This window comes from Streptomyces sp. OZ13 (assembly GCF_052068155.1).
GTDB lineage: Bacteria > Actinomycetota > Actinomycetes > Streptomycetales > Streptomycetaceae > Streptomyces.
Genome location: NZ_JBQHCZ010000008.1, coordinates 44604 through 65460 on the forward strand (window position 1 = coordinate 44604; position 20857 = coordinate 65460).

The following is a 20857-nucleotide window of genomic DNA, read 5'->3' on the forward strand; positions in this document are numbered from 1 at the left end:
CTGATCCCCGCCTGCCCGGTGGCGCGACCCCAAGGTCGCCCGCCCGGCACGCCGTCATGCGCCCGTGCCCTCGATGGATGCGGGACCATGTGCCCGTGCCCCTCTGCCGGGGACGGTGGGTGATCCACAACTCAGGGCCCTCGTACGGGAATTGCGCTGCCTGTCTCCCGACACACCTGAAAGGCCATGGGCCGTGCGCACCGACCCGCGACACCGATCCGTCTCCACCAGTCCGCTGACCCGCGTCAGGAACCTGGGCATCCTCGCCCACGTCGACGCCGGCAAGACCACCGTCACCGAACGGATCCTGTATCTCACCGGCGCCACCCACAAACGGGGAGAGGTTCATGACGGCACGACCGTCACCGACTTCGACCCGCAGGAGCGTGACCGAGGCATCACGATCTTCGCCGCGGCCGTGAGCTGCGACTGGGACGGCCACCGGATCAACCTGATCGACACACCCGGCCATGTCGACTTCGCCGACGAGGTCGAGCGTTCGCTGCGGGTGCTCGACGGCGCGGTCGCCGTGTTCGACGCCGTTGCCGGGGTCGAACCGCAGAGCGAGGCCGTGTGGCGGCAGGCCGACCGGCACGGTGTGCCCAGGATCGCGTTCGTCAACAAGCTGGACCGCGCGGGCGCGGACCTGGACCAGGCTGTCGGGTCGATCAGGGAACGGCTGAATACCGTTCCGCTGGTGGTCCAACTGCCCGTCGGACAGGAGGACGGCTTCACCGGCGTGGTGGATCTGCTGCGCATGCGTTCGCTGATCTGGGGCGCCGGCCGGGACACGTACGAGGAAGGCCCGGTGCCGGACGCCCTGCTGGCGGAGGCGGCACGGCGCCGGCGCCTGCTGGAAGAGGCCGTGGCCGAACTCCATCCCGTCGCGCTGGAGGAGTTCTGCGAACGGTCCGCCCTCTCGGAGCCGACCCTGGCCGGTGCGCTGCGCGACCTGACTCTCAGCGGTGAGGGAGTCGTCGTGCTGTGCGGTGCCGCGTACCGCAACTGCGGGATCGAGCCGCTGCTCGAGGCCGTCGTCGCGTATCTGCCCTCGCCGACGGACGTACCGCCGGTGCGGGGCACGCGGGACGGTGCCGAGCAGCAGCGGCCGGCGGACCCGGAGGCGGCGTTCGCGGGGCTGGTGTTCAAGGTGAACTCCACCTCCACGGGCAGGCTGACGTATGTGCGCGTCTATTCGGGCACGATCAGGAAGGGGGACACGGTGCTGGACGTGGGCGCAGGCCGTTCGGAACGGATCGGCAGGATCCTGCGCGTACAGGCCGACCGGCACGCCGAGGTGGACCGGGCCGAGGCCGGGGACATCGTGGCCCTGGTCGGGCCGAAGGCAGCCCGTTCCGGCGCGACCCTGTCCACGCCGGCCGCGCCGCTGCTCCTCGAACCGCCCACGGCGGCCGCTCCGGTCGTCACCGTGGCGGTCGAGGCCCGCAGCCGCCTCGACACCGACCGGCTGGCGACGGCGCTGGCCCGACTGGTCGAGGAGGATCCCTCCCTGACAGTCCGGACCGACCCCGAGACCGGTCAGACCGTGCTCTCGGGCATGGGCGAACTGCACCTGGAGGTCGCGGTGGAGAAGATCCGCCGCGCCCACGGGCTGGACGTCGGCGTCGGCCGGCCCCAGGTGGCGTACCGCGAGACCGTCGTGCGCGGCGTGACGGGTCTGGTGTACCGGCACGTCAAGCAGGACGGTGGCGCGGGGCAGTTCGCGCATGTCGTCCTCGACGTCGCACCGCTGGACCCGGACGACGACCGTGCGGAGGGCTTCGCGTTCTCGTCGACCGTCACCGGTGGACGGGTGCCGCAGGAGTTCGTCCGCGCGGTGGAGGCAGGCTGCCGGGACGCCCTGGCGGAGGGCCCCCTCGGGGGTCATCCGGTGACCGGGCTGCGCGTGACGCTGACCGACGGGGCCACGCACACGAAGGACTCGTCGGAGATGGCGTTCCGGGCGGCGGGGCGCTTCGGGCTGCGTGCGGCGCTGAGAACCGGCGTGATGGCGCTGCTCGAACCGGTCGTCGAGGTCACGGTCACCGTGCCCGACGACGCGGTCGGCACGGTCCTCGGCGACCTTGCGACCCGGCGCGGACGGGTCTCCGGCCAGGCGACACGGTCCGGTACGGCGGTCGTCACGGCGACGGTCCCGCTGGCCGAGCTGTTCGGCTACGCGAACCGGCTGCGCAGCCGCACGCAGGGCCGGGGCACCTTCACCACCCGCCCGGCCGGCTACGCACCGGCACCGGCCTCGGTGACGGGCGGGTCGGTGTCGTAGCGCCGCCGGTGCGGGGCCGTCCTGGGAGGGACGGCCCCGCGTCGGGATGGGCGGCCTTCCACGTCACCCGCCAGGCCGCGGCCCCGCCGCGCGTCGAGACATATATTGTGGGCAGAAGTCCTGAATGGGCGGAGTGATGGAAGAAGAAGCATCGGTAATCCATATCGCACCGTGGATGCACATCGTCGCAACAGGCGGTGGTGTGCCTCTCGATGAACTCCTACCCGCGTCGGGCAGTGTTTACGTTGCACGCCTCAATGGCCAAGATATGCCCGATGAGATGTCAGTGTTTCAGCAATTTTGGGAACGCCTTGAGTTTCCTGAATATTTTGGCTGGAACTGGAATGCGTTCTATGATTGCCTTCGCGACCTGCAATGGCTTTCGTCGGATCATCACATCCTGATCATTAAATCTGCCGAGAGTGTGCTTTGTGAGGATGACGTTGCTCGTGAGGAGTTTTTCAGGACCCTGTGGCGCGTTGGCCAACGATGGTCCTATGTCAAGCGACCCGAGGGTGTAACGCGCAGCAAGCTATCCGTCGTCCTGGCATGCGACGGGGAGTCCGCATACAGTCTCGCGGAACACCTTGGAGCAATTCAGGAGCACCCCAACCTATAACCCCCTCAGCGGTCACCGTAGGCAAAAGGAGTGCCCGCAATCAGAAATGGGGCCTCCCGCGCCCGGGCCTACCTCGCCTCGGGCGCCGAGTAGCGACGGCCCACGGCCGCAAGACGGGTTGTCTCTCGCTGTGCAACGCAGCGCCGACCGAGGCAGTGCACCACTGACAAAGAGTCCTGCATGGATGACAAAGTCCGAAGCCGACGATGACCCTAAGGTCCATGGGCGAGGCCGTCACTGAGACGACATCACCGACCAGAAGGGTTGCATCGTGCAACGAGTATTCACGTCGCTCCGCATGCGGAGCGGAGTGCTGGGGGCTTTGACTCTTCTCTTCGCCGCCGGCCTGACGGCCAGCCCGATGATGACCACCCCGGCCCATGCCGCCTACGGTCCCTGCAACACCACCTCGTGGCGCGACGTGCCCCATCTCGGCGGGACCGCCAACGAATACAAGATCCCGGCCCGCACGGACAACGGGATCTCCTGCTACTTGGGCTACCAGGTGGGCTCCAGCTCGGCGGTCGAAGCTCTTCAGCAAGCCATCATCATTTGCTACGGCGGCACCTGGGCCGCCCAGAGGATCAACAACTCCGGTGGCGCAGACGGCAGCTACGGCCCTGGCACGGTCGAGGCCGTCAGGTGGCTCCAGAGCAACAAGCTGGGACTCACCGGCAGCGCCGCCGACGGCGTCTACGGCCCCGATACCCGGAGCCGTATGCAGTGGCCTCACTATTACAACCGTGGCGCGCTCCTCTACAGCTGCAGCAACCCATCGACGCTCTGACCGAACCGGCCGGGCCGCATCCGATGACGTGACCTGACAGACGCGAGGGCCACCAGCGACTCACCGTCGCTGGTGGCCCTCGCCTGCATACTCTCCGTAGAAGCAGCGCGCCGACAGCCGCCGGCGGACCCGTCAGCAGGTGGGGACGCCCGGGAGCCAGGAGTCCGCGACGTCGATGTAGATGTTGGAGACGTAGCCGCCGTAGTCGGGCAGGTAGGACCAGGCGTCGTTGCTGTAGCCGTCGGTCTGCACCAGCTGGCCGCGCACCTGGCAGCGGATCCGTACCGTCGTCGGGCCGGGGAGCGCCGTGACGCGGGTGGACGCGGTGGTGGCCGACTGCCGGATGCTGACGTCCGTTCCCCAGGTCGGGAAGGACTTGGTGGTGGTGCCGTCGCCGGTCCACAGGTAGGTGACGGTCACCCAGCCGTTGTCGTTCAGGCCGACGTTGTAGAAGGTGCCGTCCGCCAGGTCGATGCCGGCCGGGTTGAGGACCCGGCGGCCGAAGCCGTCGAGACCGCCGTTGTAGCCGTGCTCGTAGGCCGCCTGGGCCTCGGGCATCCCCTGGGGCAGGTCCTTGAAGGTCTCCCGTACCGAGGAGGGGTTCCAGTGGTCGTCGCGGGTGTTCCACGGGCCGACGTCCCAGACCGGCGCCGTCTCGCAGCGGGCGGGCCCGCAGACCCGTACCGAGTACTCGGCGCTGCCCTTGGGGGACAGGCCCCGCCGCGAGGGCAGGGCGACGAAGTGGTCGTTCGGCTTGATCACATGCCCGTTGGCGGTGGTCCCGCCGACCAGCCCCTCGCGGGTGGCGTAGACGCGGGCGGTGAACGGTTCGGCCGAGGCGGGGCGGGGAGCGGCCACGCTCACCCTGTCGGCGGTGAGCCGCAGCGAGCTCACGGCGGGGCCGGACCGGTTCGTGCCGCCCTGGAGGACCAGCCGTGCCTGGACCTCCGTGACGGTGCGGGGCAGTTCGGCCGGCACGCCGGCGAGGGCCTCGCGCCACTCGGTCCAGGGGCCGTTGCGGTCGCGGCCGCGGATGTCGACCTCCACCGCCGCTCCCGGCGGCAGCTCCGCCCTGACATCGGCGGCGACGCGGTTGGCCCCGGTCTCCAGGCGGTGCACCGGCAGTACGGCGGAGCCCTGGCCGCGCCCCGTGCCGGCCGAGGCGGACGGGAGCGTGGTGTCGCGGATGCGCAGCGCGCCGTTCGCGTGGCGGACGTTGGCGTCGTCGTCGTTGCCGGCTTCGGAGCCGGCGGCCAGGTCCACGCTCCAGGAAACTCCGCTGTCCGGGGCCGGCGCCGGGCCGTCGGTGGCCGGCGGGGCGGCGGACCGGTGGGCGATGGGGGACCCGGCAGAGGCGCCCGGCGGATCGGCGGCGGCGGCGCCCGTGCCCAGCGCCGCCGCGGTCAGTGCCAGCAGCGGCAGCAGGCAGACCACCGGCCGGCGCCGTGCCGCACCGCCGCCGTTCACGGCGCTCGTTCGTCTCCAGCGCATGCCCTCGTTCCCCTTCGTCGAGTCGTGTCCGGTCGCGTTCCGTCGGGTGTGGGGTCGACTTGTCACATGTGTGTCTTCGGCACGTTCGGGTCGTGGGCGAGCGGGCGGCCCGGGTCTTCGGCCGTCAGGGTGAGGCCGTCAGGGTGACGGGTGGGGTTGTCAGGTGCAAGACATTCGATCCTGGGCGAACGATGGCCCGGCGTTCTTGTCATGGACAAGGCGTGCCGTTACGTTCGCGGGGTCTCACAGCGTCCGCGGCCCGGCGTGACCCCCGCGGAGCCGCCCCCCACCAAGGAGCAATCGTGAGGTTCCTCAGACGCCTTCCCGCCGTGGTCGCCGCCGCCGTCCTCGCGCTCACCGGGCTGTCAGCCGTCCCGGCGCAGGCCGGCGGGTCCGCGGCGACTGCCGGGCCCAACTTCAAGGCCCCGTACCCCTGCGGACAGCGATGGACCCACAGCCATCACTCCGCCGAGGTCCGCCGCGCCCTCGACTTCGTGCGCGCCGACGGCGGAACCACCGCAGGCACCCCCGTCCTCGCCTCGGCCGCCGGAACCGCCACCCGCCACTACCAGGCCGGAGGCGCGGGGAACTACATCGTCATCGACCACGGCAGCGGCTGGAAGACGTACTACTTCCACCTCGCCGCCTACTCCGTCGCGAGCGGCGAATACGTGGGCCAGGGCCGGCAGATCGGCACCACCGGAAGCACCGGCAACTCCTCCGGCGCGCACATCCACTACGAGCAGCTCTACAACGGCGTCGGCCAGAACATCGTCATCAACGGCTCCGGACTCTCCTACCCCGGCAGCTACCACCAGGCGTACCTGACCAGCGACAACGGCTGCGGCGGCACCGGCGTGCCGTTCAACACCTGGGGCAGCGGCGTCAACGTCCGCGCCGACGCCGGCCTGAGCGCCCCCGTCGTCACCACGCTGGGCGGGCCGACCGCCGTGCGCGTCCTGTGCCAGAAGCAGGGTGACACCGTCAACGCCGAGGGCTACACGAACAACTGGTGGAGCAAGCTCCGCGACCAGAACGGCTTCATCAGCAACATCTACATCGATCACCCGGACGCCAGGCTCCCCGGCGTCCCGCTCTGCTGACGTTCCGTCACCACCCGGGCGGCGCACGGCAACCCGCCGAGGAAGGGCTCCGGTCACGGAGCCCTTCCGTCGTCCCGGCACGGCTGCGCCGATCACGCGACGCGCATAGACTCCCGCTCGGCGGCGCACGGGACGCCGGCGACCACCGGGGGTGGCCAGTGCTGCGAGTGGAATTCAGCAGCAGGGAGCTGTCCCGGCTGCGCGTCGCGCCGGGCGTCGACCCGCTGTGGGAGACCGCCCTCAGCCTGCATCTGCTCCAGAACCGACAGGCCGCGCTCGCCTTCGACCCGTGGCGGCGCGAGGCCCGTGCCGCCCTCGCCCGCGCCGGACTCGTCCCCGCGACCAGGGCGCTGATGAGGCTGTGCCCACCCACCGGATACTTCCCCGACTTCCTGACGCCCGGGTGCGGCGACACGGACCTCGACACCGCCCTCGACCAGGTGCTCGCCACGCCCGGGCGACGACTGGCGGCCGAGCTCCTGCGGCTGTACGCCGACACAGGCCGCGCCGTCCCGCCCGGCGTGCGGCCGCTCGCCGAGGGCAGGCCCGAAGCGCTGCGGCGGCTCGCCCGGGCACTGCGCGGCTACTACACCGCGGCCGTCGAGCCGTATCTGTCCGTCATGCGCACGCAGGCCGCCGCCGACCGCGCCGCGCGGGCGGATGCCGCGCTGGTCCGCGGCGCCGAGGGGCTGCTCGCCGGGTACGACGAGCTTCCGGGATGGCGGTGCGACAACGGGAAGCTCCGCGCCCCGTACCCCGTGGACCGGGAACTGCGCCTCCAAGGACGGGCGTTGACGCTCGTACCGTCCTTCTTCTGCGTCCGCGCCCCGCTGGCCCTGGCCGACGAGGAACTGCCGCCGGTGCTGGTGCATCCGCTGTCGCCCGAGCCGCAGTGGCTCGCCAGGTCACGCCGCACCGACCCCGCGTCATCGGTCGCCCAGCTGATCGGCACGTCCCGTGCCCGGCTGCTGCGGCAACTGGACCGTCCGATGACCACCACGGGCATCGCCGCGGCGCTGGGGCTCGCCGCCTCGACCGCGAGCCGTCATGTCTCGGTCCTCCGCGACGCGGGCCTGCTCTCGTCCCGCCGCCACGGCGTCCGCGTACTGCACCGCAGGACCCGGCTCGGCGACGACCTGCTGGCGGGCGCACCGCGCTGAGGCGACGGGCGGCGGGCCGCCGGTGGCGGACCGGGACGTCACCCGGCCGGGTGACGTCCCGCACCGCTGGTCGGCGCGGCCGGGGAGTGGGACATTGAAGGGGAAACCGTGCCCGCCTTGACGAGACCCGGGGAGGGCCCATGGGGCGTGACGTCCCGGCGCTCGTCTTCACCCGTGACGACCGCCGCCGGTACCGGGAGAAGATGCAGAGCTGCCTCGACACGTTCGCGCTGATGCTGCGCGAGGCGCGCTTCGAGTCCGAGCGCCCCCAGGTGGGTCTCGAGATCGAGCTCAACCTGGTGGACGAGGCCGGTGAGCCGGCCATGCGCAACACCGATGTCCTCGAGGCGATCGCCGACCCGGCCTGGTCGAGCGAGCTGGGCCGGTTCAACCTGGAGATCAACATCCCCCCTCGGACCCTCACGGCGGGCGGCCCCGACTCCTGGGAGCAAGAGATCCGCGACGCGCTCAACCACGCCGAGGAGCGGGCTTCCGAGGTCGGTGCCCACCTGGCCATGATCGGCATCCTGCCGACGCTGCGGCAGCGGGACGTGGGGGAGGCGGCACTGTCGGAGAACCCCCGCTACCGGCTGCTGAACGAGCAGGTCTTCGCGGCACGGGGCGAGGACCTGCGGATCGCGGTGGACGGCGTCGACAGGCTGCGCACCTACGCGGACACCATCACACCGGAGGCCGCCTGCACGAGCACGCAGTTCCACCTCCAGGTCTCGCCGGGAGAGTTCGCCGCCTACTGGAACGCCGCGCAGGCCGTCGCCGGGGTGCAGGTCGCGCTGGCGGCGAACTCGCCGTTCCTGTTCGGCAAGGAGCTGTGGCGGGAGACCCGTATCCCGCTGTTCGAGCAGGCCACCGACACCCGCCCGGAGGAGATCAAGGTGCAGGGGGTCCGGCCGCGGGTGTGGTTCGGCGAGCGGTGGATCACCAGCGTCTTCGACCTCTTCGAGGAGAACGTGCGCTACTTCCCCGCGCTGCTGCCCCTGTGCGACGAGGAGGATCCGCGCGCGACGCTCGACGGCGGCGACGTCCCCGAGCTGCCCGAGCTCACCCTGCACAACGGCACCATCTACCGCTGGAACCGTCCGATCTACGCCGTGGCCCACGGCAAGCCCCATCTGCGGGTCGAGAACCGGGTCCTGCCGGCCGGCCCCACCGTCGCCGACGTCCTCGCCAACGGAGCGTTCTACTACGGGCTGACCCGCGCGCTGGTCGACGAGGAACGGCCCGTGTGGTCCCGCATGTCGTTCCAGGCCGCGGAGGACAATCTGCACACGGCGGCCCGGTACGGCATCGACGCGGGCCTGTACTGGCCGGGGATGGGCGAGGTCCCCGCCGCCGAGCTGGTGCTGCGGCGGCTGCTGCCCATGGCCCACCGGGGGCTGGAGCTCTCCGGCATGGACGCGGCGTGGCGGGAGCCGCTGCTCGGCATCATCGAGCAGCGCTGTGTCACCGGCCGCAACGGCGCCGTGTGGCAGGCGGAGATGTACCACCACATCGACTCCACGTCCCGGGTCGACCACCATGAGGCGCTGCGGCTGATGACGCGGCAGTACCTCGACTACATGCATCTGAACGCGCCGGCACACACCTGGCCCGTGGAATGAACGACGGCGGTCCATGAAACGCCAGTCATCGGATGAGTCCGCTGCACCACTCTTCTCCCGCCGGGCTCGCGCCGTTACCATCGTCCGCATTGGGAGCGCTCCCACCTCCGTATACCACTCGTACCGCCACCCTCGGCGGTCCTGCTCGGAGAGGACGTTTCCGTGCGCAGAAGCGCCAGACCACTCGCTGCCTTACTGGCGGCGTTCGCCCTGACGGCCGGGCTGTTCACCGTAGGCAGCCCGGCCGCCGCACGCTCGGGCGAAGCCACCTCAGCCGCCGAACCATCCGATGTGTCGACGGCCGCGGACACCTACACCTGGAAGAACGTACGCATCGACGGCGGCGGCTTCGTGCCGGGCATCGTCTTCAACCGCTCCGAGAAGGACCTCGCGTACGCCCGCACCGACATCGGCGGCGCCTACCGCTGGAACGAGGCGGGCAAGGAATGGACCCCGTTGCTCGACTGGGTCGACTGGGACCGATGGGGCTGGACCGGGGTCGTGAGCCTCGCCTCCGACACGGTGGACCCGGACAAGGTGTACGCCGCCGTGGGCACGTACACCAACAGCTGGGACCCCACCAACGGGGCCGTCCTGCGCTCCTCCGACCGGGGCGCCAGCTGGCAGGCCACCACCCTGCCCTTCAAGCTCGGCGGCAACATGCCCGGCCGCGGCATGGGCGAGCGGCTCGCGGTGGACCCCAACAAGAACTCGGTGCTCTACCTCGGCGCTCCCAGCGGCCACGGGCTCTGGCGGTCCACCGACTCGGGAGTGACCTGGTCGAAGGTGACCGCCTTCCCGAACCCCGGCAACTACGCCCAGGACCCCACCGACAGCAGCGGCTACGCGAACGACAACCAGGGCGTCGTGTGGGTGACCTTCGACGAGCGCTCCGGCAGCGCGGGCAGCGCCACGAAGATCATCTACGTCGGAGTCGCCGACAAGGAGAACACCGTCTACCGCTCGACGGACGGTGGTGCCACCTGGTCGCGGATCCCCGGACAGCCGACGGGTTATCTGGCCCACAAGGGCGTCCTCGATTCCGCCACCGGCCATCTCCATCTGACCCTGAGCGACACCGGCGGCCCGTACGACGGGGCCAAGGGCCGCATCGCGCGCTACGACACGGCGACCGGCGAGTGGAAGGACACCAGCCCGACCGCCGAGGCCGACACCTACTCCGGCTTCAGCGGGCTGAGCGTCGACCGGCAGCGGCCCGGCACCCTGATGGCCACGGCCTACAGCTCCTGGTGGCCCGACACGCAGATCTTCCGTTCCACGGACAGCGGTGAGACCTGGACCAGGGCCTGGGACTACACCAGCTACCCCGACCGCTCCTTCCGCTACACGCAGGACATCTCGTCCGTGCCCTGGCTCTCCTGGGGCGCGAACCCCTCCCCTCCCGAGGTCACGCCCAAGCTGGGCTGGATGACGGAGGCCCTGGAGATCGACCCGTTCGACTCGGACCGGATGATGTACGGCACGGGAGCCACGATCTACGGCACGGAGAACCTGCGGACCTGGGACTCCGGCGGACGGATCACCATCACGCCCATGGTGAAGGGGCTCGAGGAGACGGCCGTCAACGACCTGGTGAGCCCGCCGTCGGGCGCGCCGCTGCTGAGCGCCCTCGGTGACATCGGCGGCTTCCGGCACACCGACCTCGGCGCCGTGCCGCCTCTGATGTTCACCTCCCCGAACCTCTCGTCGACCACGAGCCTGGACTTCGCGGAGGCGGCGCCCGCCACGGTCGTACGGGTCGGAAACGCCGACGCCGCCCCGCACATCGGCTTCTCCACGGACAACGGGGCCAACTGGTTCCAGGCCTCGCAGCCTGCCGGCGTGACGGGCGGAGGAACGGTCGCCGCCGCCGCGGACGGCAGCGGCTTCGTCTGGAGCCCGGACGGCACCGGCGTGCACCACACCACCGGGTACGGCAGCTCGTGGAAGGCGTCCACCGGGATCCCCGCCGGCGCGACGGTGGAGTCGGACCGTAAGAACCCGAAGAAGTTCTACGGGTACAAGGCCGGCACCTTCTACGTGTCGCAGGACGGCGGCGCCACGTTCACCGCGAGGGCGTCGAGCGGTCTGCCGCAGGAGGGCAACGTCCGCTTCAAGGCCGTGCCCGGCGTGGAGGGCGACGTGTGGCTCGCGGGCGGCACGGCCTCAGGGACGTACGGACTGTGGCACTCGACCGACTCGGGCGTGACCTTCCGGAAGGTCGAGGGGGTCGAGCAGGCGGACGCCGTGGGCTTCGGCAAGGCGGCTCCCGGCGCCTCGTACCAGACGATCTTCGTCAGCGCGAAGATCGGCGGGGTGCGCGGCATCTTCCGGTCCACGAACGGCGGCGCCGACTGGACGCGGATCAACGACGACGCGCACCAGTGGGGCTGGACCGGCGCCTCGATCACCGGCGACCCGCGGGTCTACGGGCGGGTGTACGTGTCGACCAACGGGCGCGGCATCCAGTACGGCGAGTCGTCGGACGGTGGCGGCACCGACCCCGGTCCGGGGCCCGACCCCGACCCGGACCCGCCGGGGGACGCGCGATGCTCGGTCGCCTACAAGATCACCAACCAGTGGTCCGGCGGCTTCCAGGCCGATGTCACGCTGACCAATTCGGGCAGCGCCGCCCTGGACGGCTGGCAGCTGCGGTGGAGCTTCCCCGACGGGCAGACGGTCGGCCAGATGTGGAACGCCGCCCACCGCCAGAGCGGCGCCGAGGTGACGGCCGAGAACGTCTCCTGGAACGGCAAGGTGGCCGCGGGCGCGTCGGTGTCCTTCGGATTCACCGGCAGCTGGTCGGGCCGCAACACCGCACCGGCCGCCTTCACCTCGGGCGGTGAGACCTGCACCACAGGGGGCTGAGGACGCGAGGCCCGGGTCCCGGTCGGCGGATGTGGCGGCCGGGACCCGTGGCCGATCGGCCCCTTCTGGAGGGCACGTTCGGCACCGGATGTCCTATATGGCTTGTTTTACCGTCTTGCTCGTTAAGTCTAATTGGGCCTTGTTGTTGTGAGTTGGCGTTCTTGTAGGGCTATGGCGGTCAGGATGGTTGCACAGGGAGCCCGTGATGTCGGTCACCCGGCCGGTCACCGTGGCGAGGATGCCGGAAGAGGTGCTTCCCTTTCCCGGTAAGGGCTTTGAGTTCTTTGACGCGGAACTGACAAATTGAAAATCCGCGCGAGGAAGCCCCATTCGGATTGTGATGTGGAATTCGGCACTTGTTTCCCGGGGACGCTCTCGCTTACGGTCACCGTCAATCCGGGTGGACCGCCGAATCCTGCCGCCGTCCGGAATCCGCAACCGCACTCACTTCACGTACGGCAGGAGCGGGGGAACCAGGTAAGTCGCCGTACCGGAATCCGGAACGGCTCGGGGTTAAGCCGCATTCACCTGCGGCCGGGCATCTCCAGCCCGAACCCGACAGCTCACCTCGCAGGCGACGGAGAGGAATTCGCCATGCCCGCAAAGGGTAAGCACCGTCGTCCCAAGTCCCGTTCGCTGACCCGTGGATTCGTCGCAGCCGGCACGGGCGGCGCCGCGCTCGCCCTGCCGCTCATCGGCGGCACCGCTGCTCAGGCGGCACCCGCGGCGGCCCCCGCCGTGGTGGAGCGGACCGTCGCTCCCGCCACGACCTTCGCCGCGGCCGCGCAGGCCGTCGCGCAGAAGGCCGGCACCGTCACGTATTCCGTGGTCGCCGGTGACTCGCTTTACAAGATCGCCGAAGAGCATTCTCTGAACGGCGGCTGGAAGCAGCTCTACAAGGACAACCGGAAGGCCGTCGGAGCGGACCCGGCGCTGATTCACCCCGGTCTCCAGCTGACGATCGGCGCCAAGGCCGAGGCCGAGGCCGAGCCGAAGGCGAAGCCGCAGGCCAAGGAGAAGGCCGCTCCGAAGGCCACGGAAGAGGCCGAGACGTCCGAGCGCGCCGCCGACACCGCCCGCGCGGACCGCTCCGAGCGCACGAGCGCCCCGGCGGTCCAGGCCGCCGCGGCCCCCGCGAAGCCGGCCTACGCCAACAACCTCGACGGCTGGATCCGCGAGTCGCTGGACATCATGGCCCAGCACGGCATCCCGGGAAGCTACGAAGGCATCCACCGCAACATCATGCGTGAGTCCTCCGGCAACCCGCTGGCCATCAACAACTGGGACATCAACGCCGTCAACGGCACGCCCTCCAAGGGCCTGCTCCAGGTCATCCAGCCCACCTTCGACGCCTACCACGTCGAGGGCACGTCCTTCGACCTGTACGACCCGGTCGCCAACATCACCGCCGCGTGCAACTACGCCGCCGACCGGTACGGCTCGATCGACAACGTGAACGGCCCCTACTGACGGGACCCGCGCGGCGGCCGACCGGCCGACCAGACCTGACGGGCCGGTGCCCGGGACGCCCCACGGCGTTCCGGGCACCGGCCCGTGGCCGTGTCCGGAACCGGCCGCACGTGCCGCACGTGCCGCACGAAACGAGCGTGCCCCGCACGTGCCGCAGCGCCGCGCGTGCCGCCCGAGACGGCGTGCCCGCCCGCACGTGCCTTGTACGCGCCCCGCACGTGGCCCTTGCCCGTGGTCCTGTTCGCCGGTGAGATGAGGGTGCCGGGCGGCAGGGAGGAGCCCGCGCGGCACCGGGAGGCCGACGCGAGCGGCACCGGCGGGAAGCGACCGGGCTCGGACGGGAAGCGACCGGCCTGCTCCCCCGGAACCGTGGACACGGCCGCCGGGCGCCCGGCTCGAGCGGCTCTCGAGCGGCTCCCGAGGTGCCGTGTGCCACCGTGGAGGCGACGGCTCCGGCGGACGATGGCGCGTTGATGTGTCCGCGCCGATGTCGGCGGTGTGCGGTGCGAACACACCGCCGGCGGGCCGAGCACAACGGCTGTGCGGCCGAAAGGCGCAGGTCACAGCTCTGCGGGAACCGCGCGGGGCGCGCCCCGCCACCCGGCACGCGCGCCCGGCGGTGCCAGGCAACTCCCTGCCGTGCAGCTTCCTGGCCTGGCTGAATACGGACAGCCGGCCCCTCCCGGTGATTACCTCATGTCAGGCGCCGGACGGCAGCAACGGACCGGCCGCCACAGGACACCGGAACGGAACGTACGCCGCACCCGTACTCACGAATGGAGACCCTCCATGTCCCGTGCCACCCGTTGTACCGCCGCCGCATCCGCCGTCGCCGCCGCGTTCCTGGGCGGCATCCTGCTGGCCTCCCCGGCGCAGGCGGCCGAGGCGCCGCGGACGGCGCCGGCCTCCACGGACGACTTCGTCTGGCCGACGCCGCCGGACCTGCCGGACGACGTCGTGTGGCCCTCCCTGCCCACCCTTCCGGGCCTCCCCGGGCGGCCGGGCGCGCCCGACGACTTCGTCTGGCCGTAACCGCACCGGAGCCGACGATGACGATTGCGATGACGACAACGATGAGGACCTCCAGGTCCGCGAGGACCGTCGCGGGCACCGTGCCGGCGGCGCGCAGGGACCGGCGTCAGATCCACTCCCGCCGGGTGGCCTGCACGCCGGCCTCGAACCGGCTGGACGCCCCGAGCCGTTCCATGAGTTCGGCGACGATCCGCCGCTCGGTGCGCACGCCGATGCCCAGCGCCCTCGCCACGGCCTCGTCGGTCAGTCCGGTGGCGAGCAGCTGGAGCAACTTGCGCTCCTGCGGTGTCAGTCCGCCGGCCCGGGAGACCGGGGCGTCCATGGGGCTCGCGTGCTCCCAGTACGCCTCGAACAGCGCCCGCATGGCGAGGACCACCGGGGGACTGCTGAACAGCAGTGCCGAGGGCTGGGCCTGGCCGGGGAGGCCGGCGACGATCGCGGCCGACGTGTCGACGATGAGCAGCCGCATCGGCAGGGTCGGCGAGGTGCGTATCTCGCTCTGCCGCTCCGCCATCCACTGGGCGTGCGCCTTGGTGACGCGGTCGTTGGCGACACTGTCCAGGTAGATGGAGCGGAAGCGCACACCTCGTGCGAGCGCCCGCTCGTTGAGGGGCCGGCCCGCCTCGACCGATCCCTCGGTGAGGGTGTTGTCGGGGTGGAACGCGAGAGACTCCCGCGTGCAGGACTCGGCGAGGGCCTCGAGGCGGATCCGGATGTCGTCGACGTTGTCGAGAAGCTCGGTGCCGTCGAGGTTTCCGGCCCAGCCGGAGGCGGTGTACTCGGCGGCGAGCGCGGCGAGGGCGGCACGGTTCTGCTCGATCCGCTGCTGGCGCCAGGCCAGCTCACGTTCTTCCCGCTGGAGCAGGACCTTCAGACCGAGCGACGGGTTCACCGCCCGCAGCTGGCCGGGCGTGACGTGGGACGGCGCGAGGAGGGAGAGTTGGGACAGCCGGTCGAGTGCCGCCTCGACTTCCTCACAGGTGCTGTCCACGAGGTCCGCGAGCCGCTTCGGGTCGTATTCCTTGTGGAACAGGATCGCGCGGTAGACCGCGAGGGTCTCTTGATCCAATGACGAAACTTCATCCACGTGGTGTTTCCCCCTTTACCACGGTTGAACGTTTATTCATCCACGTGTTCAGGGCCCCTCGGAACGCCCTTCGGCCGACCCGCACACACCCGCCGACAGTGAGTTCCTTTCACCCTCTGCACGCTTTCCGCACGTTACCCGCTGATCGATCTTCTTGACAGGGCGGCAGGAATCAGGACCGTCCCAAGTCTGTCGCGAACTCCCTAAGGAGCCGGCCGTGTCCCTCGCAGCGTCCTACGCGCCCGTGCCGCTCACCGGCTGCGTCGTCCTGGTCGTCGACGCCACCACGGGCATCGGCAGGGCCATCACCGCACGGCTCTGCGCCGCGGGTGCGGCGGTCGCCGTGGTCGGGGCCGGGCATCCGGGGCGCGGTGACGACGCGGCCACCAACGCCGCCTTCCTCTGCAAGGAGCTCGCCGGCATCGGACACGTGGCACTGCCCTACCAGGTGGACGCCGAGGACACCGACGCGGTTGCCGACCTGCCCGCCCAGATCTCCGCGGACATCGGGCCCGTCAGCGCCTCGATCGTCGTCGTCCCGCGGTGCGGCGCGTCCGACCGGCTCGTCGAGACCTTCCACGCCGTGTCGGCGGCCGTCGCCCGTGCCCTGCCCGAGGGCGTACCGCACATCGAGGTCGACCCGGGCCCCCGAGCCGCCACGTCCGCCGCCCGGAGCGACGACGAGCCGGCCCGTTCCGCGGTCGAACGGCTGGTCGCGGCCCTGACTCGCACCGCGGACCGCAGACGGTCCGCCTGATCATCCATCACATCGTCACGGGGGTAGGACATGTCCATTCGCGTCGTCGTCGCCGGCGATCACCAGCTCGTCCTGGAAGCGTTCGCGGAAACGCTCAACGGCACCGACGGGCTGGATGTCGTCGGACTCGCCACCAGCTACGAGGCCGTCATGCCCGCCGTCGAACGGCACCGGCCCACCGTGCTGCTCCTCGGGGAGAGCACCATGGGCGGCAAGGCACTGCGGGCCGCCACCGATGTGCGCTCCGCGCACCCGTGGTGCGGGGTCGCCCTGATGGTCGGCGCCGCCACACCCGCGGTGGTGGACCGGGCCGTGGCGGCCGGCGCCCTGGGGGTCGTGCCGAAGAACGCGCGGCTGCCGCAGCTGGTGACCACGCTCATGGGGGTCGCGGGCGGCTGTCTGACGGTGGACCCCGCGCTTCTGCGCCCGGCCGTCGCCGGGGAAACCGCCCTCAGCGTCCGGGAGATGGACGTCCTGCGGCTGACCGCCGGCGGCGCCAGCGTGAAGGAGATCGCGGGGGAGCTGTATCTCGCCGCCGGTACCGTACGCAATCTGACCTCCGCGGCCATCAAGAAGCTCGGCGGTCGCAACCGGTTCGATGCCGCGCGCATCGCGAGCGAACACGGCTGGCTGTGAAGGCGGGCCGGTACGGAACGGGACGGTACGGGGCCGGACACGCGCCGGCCCCGGCACAAGAGGTGCCGGGGCGGGGCGTCTTCGGACGGTGCGTCGATGTGGTGCGGACGCTGCTGCTACTTCTCCAGGCAGAACTCGTTGATCGGGTAGCCCACATGGCGGTCAGCCGTCGGCAGGTGGCCGAGGATCGTGTCCCCCGGCTTCAGCTCCGTGCTGTTGAGGACGGAGGCGCCGGGGCCCAGGACACGCACGTGCCAGTCGTCCTGGAGGATCAGGTTGACGCTCTGTCCGTTGGGGGCGACCGCGTCGATGGAGATCAGCGGACGGGTCTCGATCTTGACCCGGCCGACGCTGACCGGCCGGGTACGGCCCTTGACGTCCACGGCCAGGACCGAGCTGCCGGCGTGCAGTTCGCTCAGGTAGTGGGTGCGTCCGTTCTGCGCCACGGTGTAGGAGTGCAGGGCGCCCGCGTTGACCCGGAAGGGCCGTGTGGGCATGTACGGCAGCGGGTGGGTCTCGCTGACGCACAGCACCATGCCCTTGGAGTGCGAGCCCACCAATATGCCCTCGTCCTTGCGGAAGTGGGTGGTCGTGTCGACACAGGCACGCTCGCCCATGCCGATGTGGGTCGCCGCGGTCACGGTCAGTTCGACCAGCGGGATCTCCCCGGTGCGGGAGGTCGCGGCCGTACGCAGCGCGGTCGCGTCGCCGACGGTGCGGCCCGGCATCAGCACGCCGTCCGAGCCCAGTTCGAGGACGCCGTAGACGATCTCGGCCTCCTCACGGTTGGCCGCGGTCGTGACGATCGACCCCGGCGAGCCGGTTGCGGCCGCGATCACGATCTCCAGCGGGATCTTCGTCGGGTCGCGGAAGTCGAGGACGCTCCATGCCTCCAGGCGGGCGGCCAGGCAGGCGTCCTCGAGGGTGTCGGCGTCGACGATCTCGACGTAGCGGCCGAACTCCACGTCCGGGTGCGCCTCGGCGAGCGGGGCGCGCAGGTCCTTGCCGCCGGGCACGATCACCAGGTCGGCGCCGCCGATGTCGTCCGGCACGTTCCCGTCCGGGTAGAGCAGGACCTTGCGGACCGTCGGGGGCAGCCCGGTGAAGGCGGCGGGATCGGCGGCGACGATGCCGTCGATGCGCTGGTGGACCGCCTCCTCAAGGATGGCGGCGGTGGCGGAGCCGGCGTCGCGGATGTCAAGCCAGCACAGTTTGGCGTCCGTCATGATGCGGACCTCCTGTCGAAACGTCGAGACGTGTGTCGTCGAGGCGTGGATTGTCGAAGTGCGGGTTGTCGAGGTGCGTGTCGTCCAGGTGGTGCGGAGTGAGGCGTTCACCGTCGAGCCGTGCGTCGCCGCCGGCGAACGGGCCCGCACCGAAGTGCTGTTCGGGGAAGTGGTGGACCAGCCGGGCCACCTTCGCCGCCAGCCGCCGCGGGTCGGCGGCCTGGAAGATGTTGCGGCCCATCGCGACCCCGCCCGCGCCGCCGGCCAGCGCGTCGCGGACGTATGCGAGCACGTCCTCCTCCTTGTCGAGGGCGGGCCCACCGGCGACGAGGACCGGTACGGGGCAGGCCGCGGTGAGGTCGAGCATCTCCGCGGTCGACCCCAGGAACACGGTCTTGACCAGGTCGGCCCCCAGGTCGGCGGCGATCGTCACGGCATGCGCGACCATCTCCGGGTCCCGGGGATCGGTGATCCGCGGCCCGCGCGGGTACACCATGGCGAGCAGCGGCAGGTTCCAGCGGTCGCAGGCGTCGGCGATCCTGCCCAGGTCGCCGATCTGCTCGCGCTCGTCGTCGGAGCCGAGGTTGACGTGGACGCTCACCGCGTCCGCGCCGAGGCGGAGCGCCTCCTCGACCCCGGCCACCACGTACTTGGCGTTCGGGTCGAGGGCCCGGCTGGTGCTCGCGTTCAGATGGATGATCAGCGACATGGCGGCGAACCGCTCCGGAGAGATGTGCCGCACACTGCCCTTGTGCACGACGACGGCGTCCGAACCGCCGGCCGCGAGCCGGCCGGCGAGGTGGTCGAGCGTCGTGCCCTTGGGCACCACGGGACCGTCACTGATCGAATGGTCGAGAGGGGTGATCATCAGGCCGGCCGTGCTGTGGCGGTAGAGCCGCCGCAGCCGCAGCGACCGGGCGAAGTGGCCGTATGAGGTCATGTGACGCCCTTTCTGCTTCGCGGGATTGCGTGATCTTGCAAGGACCCGGCGCCGCCTGCGCGGACGGGATCGGCCCGCGCGGTGGCTTCGCGCGGGGGGCTCGTGCCGGGCACCGCGCCGCGCCGGTGGGCGTGCACGGGCGTCCGGATGTCGTGCGCCGGGCGGGGCGCCGGACCCGGGACGGCGGGCGGACGGGTCTCGTCCGGTGGTGCCGTGACCGAGCGCAGGTAGGTGCGGTCGGGTTTTCCCGAGGGCGTGAGCGGGAGCCGGGGCCACACGGACACCCGGACCGGCGCGTGCTCCGGCGTGAGCGTCGCGGCGACGTACCCCCGCAGATCGCTCGAGGTCCGTGAGGCGCCGGAGTGCAGTTCGACGGCGGCGTGCACCTGCTCCACGTAGTCCCGGTCGCGTACGCCGAAGACCGTGGCCTGGCGTACCTGTGGATGCTTCAGCAGCGCTCGCTCGATGGCGGCCGGATCCAGCTTGAGTCCGCCGTGCTTGATGACGTCCCCGACGCGGCCGTCGAGACGGAGGTAGCCGTACCGGTCCCAGTGCCCGAGGTCGCCGGTCAGCAGCCAGCCGTCCTTGAGCGCCGTGCCGGTGAGCTCCTCGTCGTCGAGGTAACCGGCCGTGATCGTGGGCGAGTTCACCCAGATCTCGCCCGTGACACCGCGCTCGACCACCGGGCCCCCCGGAGCGCGTATCTCCACGCGCACCCAGGGGAAGGGACGGCCGACGGAGCCGAGGAGCTCCGGTTCTCGGTGGTCCAGCGGGTTGAGGCTGCTGATGCCGCCGGCCTCCGTGGTGCCGTACACCTGGATCAGTACGTCGCCGAAGAGCTCCACCGCCCGCGCCACACGGGCCGGCGCCGCCGGTGTGCCGCTGTAGGTGATGCGGCGCAGCGACGACAGGTCGGTCGTCGCCACGTCCGGATGGTCGAGCAGCCGGTACAGGTGCGGGACGGCGAGATAGACGTCCGTGACCCGCTGCTCGGCGAAGGCGCGCAGCACGTCGTCGGCGTCGAACCCGTCGTGCAGCACCACCGTCCCGCCGCTGAGCAGGACGGCGTCGGCCATCGGCGCCGTCGTATGGCTGATGGGCGTGACCGACAGCAGCGTCGCGGGTCCCCGGGGATCGAGGCCATGTGCGAGGCGGCTGACGAGCTCGTCACGGGTGCCGAAGCGCTGCGCCACCATCTTGGGGCGGCCGGAACTGCCGCTGGTGAAGTCGACGACCGCCAGGGCGTCCGGCCGGCCCTCCCGTAGCCGGTCGAGCGGCACGGCGTGCGCGGGGGCGCCCCGCGGGATCGGCAGTACGGTCAGCCCCGGCAGGCGGTTGGACAGCCAGCGCCCCCGCTCGGAGCTCTCCTCGTCCACCAGCAGGAGCGGAACGCCGAGGTCGCGCAGCAGCTCGGTCTGTGTGCTGATCGAGAACGTCTCGGTGTCCGTCCTCGGGTTCATCGACCGTACGTAGACGGAGGTCGCGCCCAGGAGGTGGACGGCGTACCGGGCGCTGAGCATCAGCGGATGGTTCGGTCCGGTCAGGACGGCGACGGTGTCGCCCGCTCCGACGCCGTGGTCGTACAGCAGGGTCGTCGTGCCGAGGATCGAGTCGGTCAGTTCGCCCGCCGCGACGCCTCCGTCGCGCCGGTGGACGACCGCCCGGGTGGGGTCCTTGCCGAGTGCGTCGAGAATTCGACGGACGTAGGACACGGATCGGGTGGTAATCATGTTCCTCCTTTCTTTCCCGTCGGAAATGCCTGAAGAATCAAGCGGATC

16 protein-coding genes and 1 riboswitch are annotated in these 20857 nt (G+C 71.0%); of the genes, 11 read left to right on the forward strand and 5 right to left on the reverse strand.

Annotated features, from left to right (window positions below; translation table 11 throughout):
- The first annotated feature begins 193 nt into the window (after positions 1-193).
- The 3 genes from fusA to ACTMTU_RS19480 all read left to right on the forward strand — a co-directional run bounded on the left by fusA (position 194) and on the right by ACTMTU_RS19480 (position 3690).
- Complete coding sequence (gene fusA / locus ACTMTU_RS19470) at positions 194-2284, forward strand: elongation factor G (protein ID WP_441264758.1); 2091 nt, start codon at positions 194-196, stop codon at positions 2282-2284.
- Between the two features lie 124 nt (positions 2285-2408).
- A complete protein-coding gene (locus tag ACTMTU_RS19475; RefSeq protein ID WP_441264759.1) occupies positions 2409-2903 on the forward strand; it encodes a barstar family protein in 495 nt (164 codons plus the stop codon).
- Between the two features lie 271 nt (positions 2904-3174).
- A complete protein-coding gene (locus tag ACTMTU_RS19480) occupies positions 3175-3690 on the forward strand; it encodes a peptidoglycan-binding domain-containing protein (RefSeq protein ID WP_441264760.1) in 516 nt (171 codons plus the stop codon).
- A gap of 132 nt (positions 3691-3822) precedes the next feature.
- On the opposite strand, the gene ACTMTU_RS19485 is transcribed toward ACTMTU_RS19480, so the two are convergent.
- Entirely contained in the window at positions 3823-5181 is a 1359-nt protein-coding gene (locus ACTMTU_RS19485) for a hypothetical protein (RefSeq protein WP_441264761.1), read from the reverse strand.
- A gap of 302 nt (positions 5182-5483) precedes the next feature.
- On the opposite strand from ACTMTU_RS19485, the gene ACTMTU_RS19490 reads away from it, so the two are divergent.
- From ACTMTU_RS19490 to ACTMTU_RS19515, 6 genes are all read left to right on the forward strand, one after another.
- Positions 5484-6284 carry a peptidoglycan DD-metalloendopeptidase family protein gene (locus ACTMTU_RS19490; protein WP_441264762.1) on the forward strand — a complete coding sequence of 267 codons (801 nt, stop codon included), beginning with the start codon at positions 5484-5486 and terminating at the stop codon, positions 6282-6284.
- Between the two features lie 167 nt (positions 6285-6451).
- Positions 6452-7444, forward strand: a complete 993-nt coding sequence (locus ACTMTU_RS19495) for a helix-turn-helix domain-containing protein (RefSeq protein WP_441264763.1) — start codon at positions 6452-6454, stop codon at positions 7442-7444.
- 140 nt (positions 7445-7584) lie between these two features.
- The gene (locus ACTMTU_RS19500; protein ID WP_441264764.1) at positions 7585-9063 is read left to right on the forward strand and encodes a glutamate--cysteine ligase; all 1479 of its coding nucleotides are present in this window, start codon (positions 7585-7587) and stop codon (positions 9061-9063) included.
- 162 nt (positions 9064-9225) lie between these two features.
- Positions 9226-11931, forward strand: coding sequence for a cellulose binding domain-containing protein (locus ACTMTU_RS19505; protein ID WP_441264765.1), 2706 nt, complete (start codon positions 9226-9228; stop codon positions 11929-11931).
- A 431-nt stretch (positions 11932-12362) separates the two neighbouring features.
- A riboswitch (cyclic di-AMP (ydaO/yuaA leader) is annotated at positions 12363-12523 on the forward strand.
- A gap of 2 nt (positions 12524-12525) precedes the next feature.
- Positions 12526-13401, forward strand: a complete 876-nt coding sequence (locus ACTMTU_RS19510; protein ID WP_441264766.1) for a transglycosylase SLT domain-containing protein — start codon at positions 12526-12528, stop codon at positions 13399-13401.
- 789 nt (positions 13402-14190) lie between these two features.
- The gene (locus tag ACTMTU_RS19515) at positions 14191-14433 is read left to right on the forward strand and encodes a hypothetical protein (protein ID WP_441264767.1); all 243 of its coding nucleotides are present in this window, start codon (positions 14191-14193) and stop codon (positions 14431-14433) included.
- Positions 14434-14539: 106 nt separating this feature from the next.
- On the opposite strand, the gene ACTMTU_RS19520 is transcribed toward ACTMTU_RS19515, so the two are convergent.
- Positions 14540-15502 carry a helix-turn-helix transcriptional regulator gene (locus tag ACTMTU_RS19520; RefSeq protein WP_441264768.1) on the reverse strand — a complete coding sequence of 321 codons (963 nt, stop codon included), beginning with the start codon at positions 15500-15502 and terminating at the stop codon, positions 14540-14542.
- A 235-nt stretch (positions 15503-15737) separates the two neighbouring features.
- On the opposite strand from ACTMTU_RS19520, the gene ACTMTU_RS19525 reads away from it, so the two are divergent.
- Together ACTMTU_RS19525 and ACTMTU_RS19530 are read left to right on the forward strand one after the other, a co-directional pair.
- On the forward strand, positions 15738-16277 hold the full coding sequence (locus ACTMTU_RS19525) for an SDR family NAD(P)-dependent oxidoreductase (protein WP_441264769.1): 540 nt from the start codon (positions 15738-15740) through the stop codon (positions 16275-16277).
- A gap of 30 nt (positions 16278-16307) precedes the next feature.
- Positions 16308-16913: a response regulator transcription factor gene (locus ACTMTU_RS19530; protein ID WP_005310744.1), complete on the forward strand. Its 606-nt coding sequence runs from the start codon at positions 16308-16310 to the stop codon at positions 16911-16913.
- Positions 16914-17029: 116 nt separating this feature from the next.
- On the opposite strand, the gene ACTMTU_RS19535 is transcribed toward ACTMTU_RS19530, so the two are convergent.
- The 3 genes from ACTMTU_RS19535 to ACTMTU_RS19545 are packed head-to-tail and all read right to left on the reverse strand — an operon-like array spanning position 17030 to position 20809.
- Positions 17030-18139, reverse strand: a complete 1110-nt coding sequence (locus tag ACTMTU_RS19535) for a 3-dehydroquinate synthase II family protein (protein WP_441264770.1) — start codon at positions 18137-18139, stop codon at positions 17030-17032.
- On the reverse strand, positions 18111-19079 hold the full coding sequence (locus ACTMTU_RS19540; RefSeq protein ID WP_441264771.1) for a 2-amino-3,7-dideoxy-D-threo-hept-6-ulosonate synthase: 969 nt from the start codon (positions 19077-19079) through the stop codon (positions 18111-18113). Before ACTMTU_RS19540 ends, ACTMTU_RS19535 begins: the two co-directional genes overlap by 29 nt.
- Positions 19076-20809, reverse strand: a complete 1734-nt coding sequence (locus tag ACTMTU_RS19545; RefSeq protein WP_441264772.1) for an AMP-binding protein — start codon at positions 20807-20809, stop codon at positions 19076-19078. Before ACTMTU_RS19545 ends, ACTMTU_RS19540 begins: the two co-directional genes overlap by 4 nt.
- Between the last annotated feature and the right edge of the window lie 48 nt (positions 20810-20857).

Bases quoted from the DNA above. Each gene is read 5' to 3' on its own strand.
- ACTMTU_RS19515 (WP_441264767.1), top strand. From the start codon at position 14,191: ATGTCCCGTGCCACCCGTTGTACCGCCGCCGCATCCGCCGTCGCCGCC.
- ACTMTU_RS19545 (WP_441264772.1), bottom strand. From the start codon at position 20,809: ATGATTACCACCCGATCCGTGTCCTACGTCCGTCGAATTCTCGACGCA.
- ACTMTU_RS19475 (WP_441264759.1), top strand. From the start codon at position 2,409: ATGGGCGGAGTGATGGAAGAAGAAGCATCGGTAATCCATATCGCACCG.
- ACTMTU_RS19535 (WP_441264770.1), bottom strand. From the start codon at position 18,139: ATGACGGACGCCAAACTGTGCTGGCTTGACATCCGCGACGCCGGCTCC.
- ACTMTU_RS19540 (WP_441264771.1), bottom strand. From the start codon at position 19,079: ATGACCTCATACGGCCACTTCGCCCGGTCGCTGCGGCTGCGGCGGCTC.
- ACTMTU_RS19500 (WP_441264764.1), top strand. From the start codon at position 7,585: ATGGGGCGTGACGTCCCGGCGCTCGTCTTCACCCGTGACGACCGCCGC.
- ACTMTU_RS19510 (WP_441264766.1), top strand. From the start codon at position 12,526: ATGCCCGCAAAGGGTAAGCACCGTCGTCCCAAGTCCCGTTCGCTGACC.
- ACTMTU_RS19530 (WP_005310744.1), top strand. From the start codon at position 16,308: ATGTCCATTCGCGTCGTCGTCGCCGGCGATCACCAGCTCGTCCTGGAA.
- ACTMTU_RS19485 (WP_441264761.1), bottom strand. From the start codon at position 5,181: ATGCGCTGGAGACGAACGAGCGCCGTGAACGGCGGCGGTGCGGCACGG.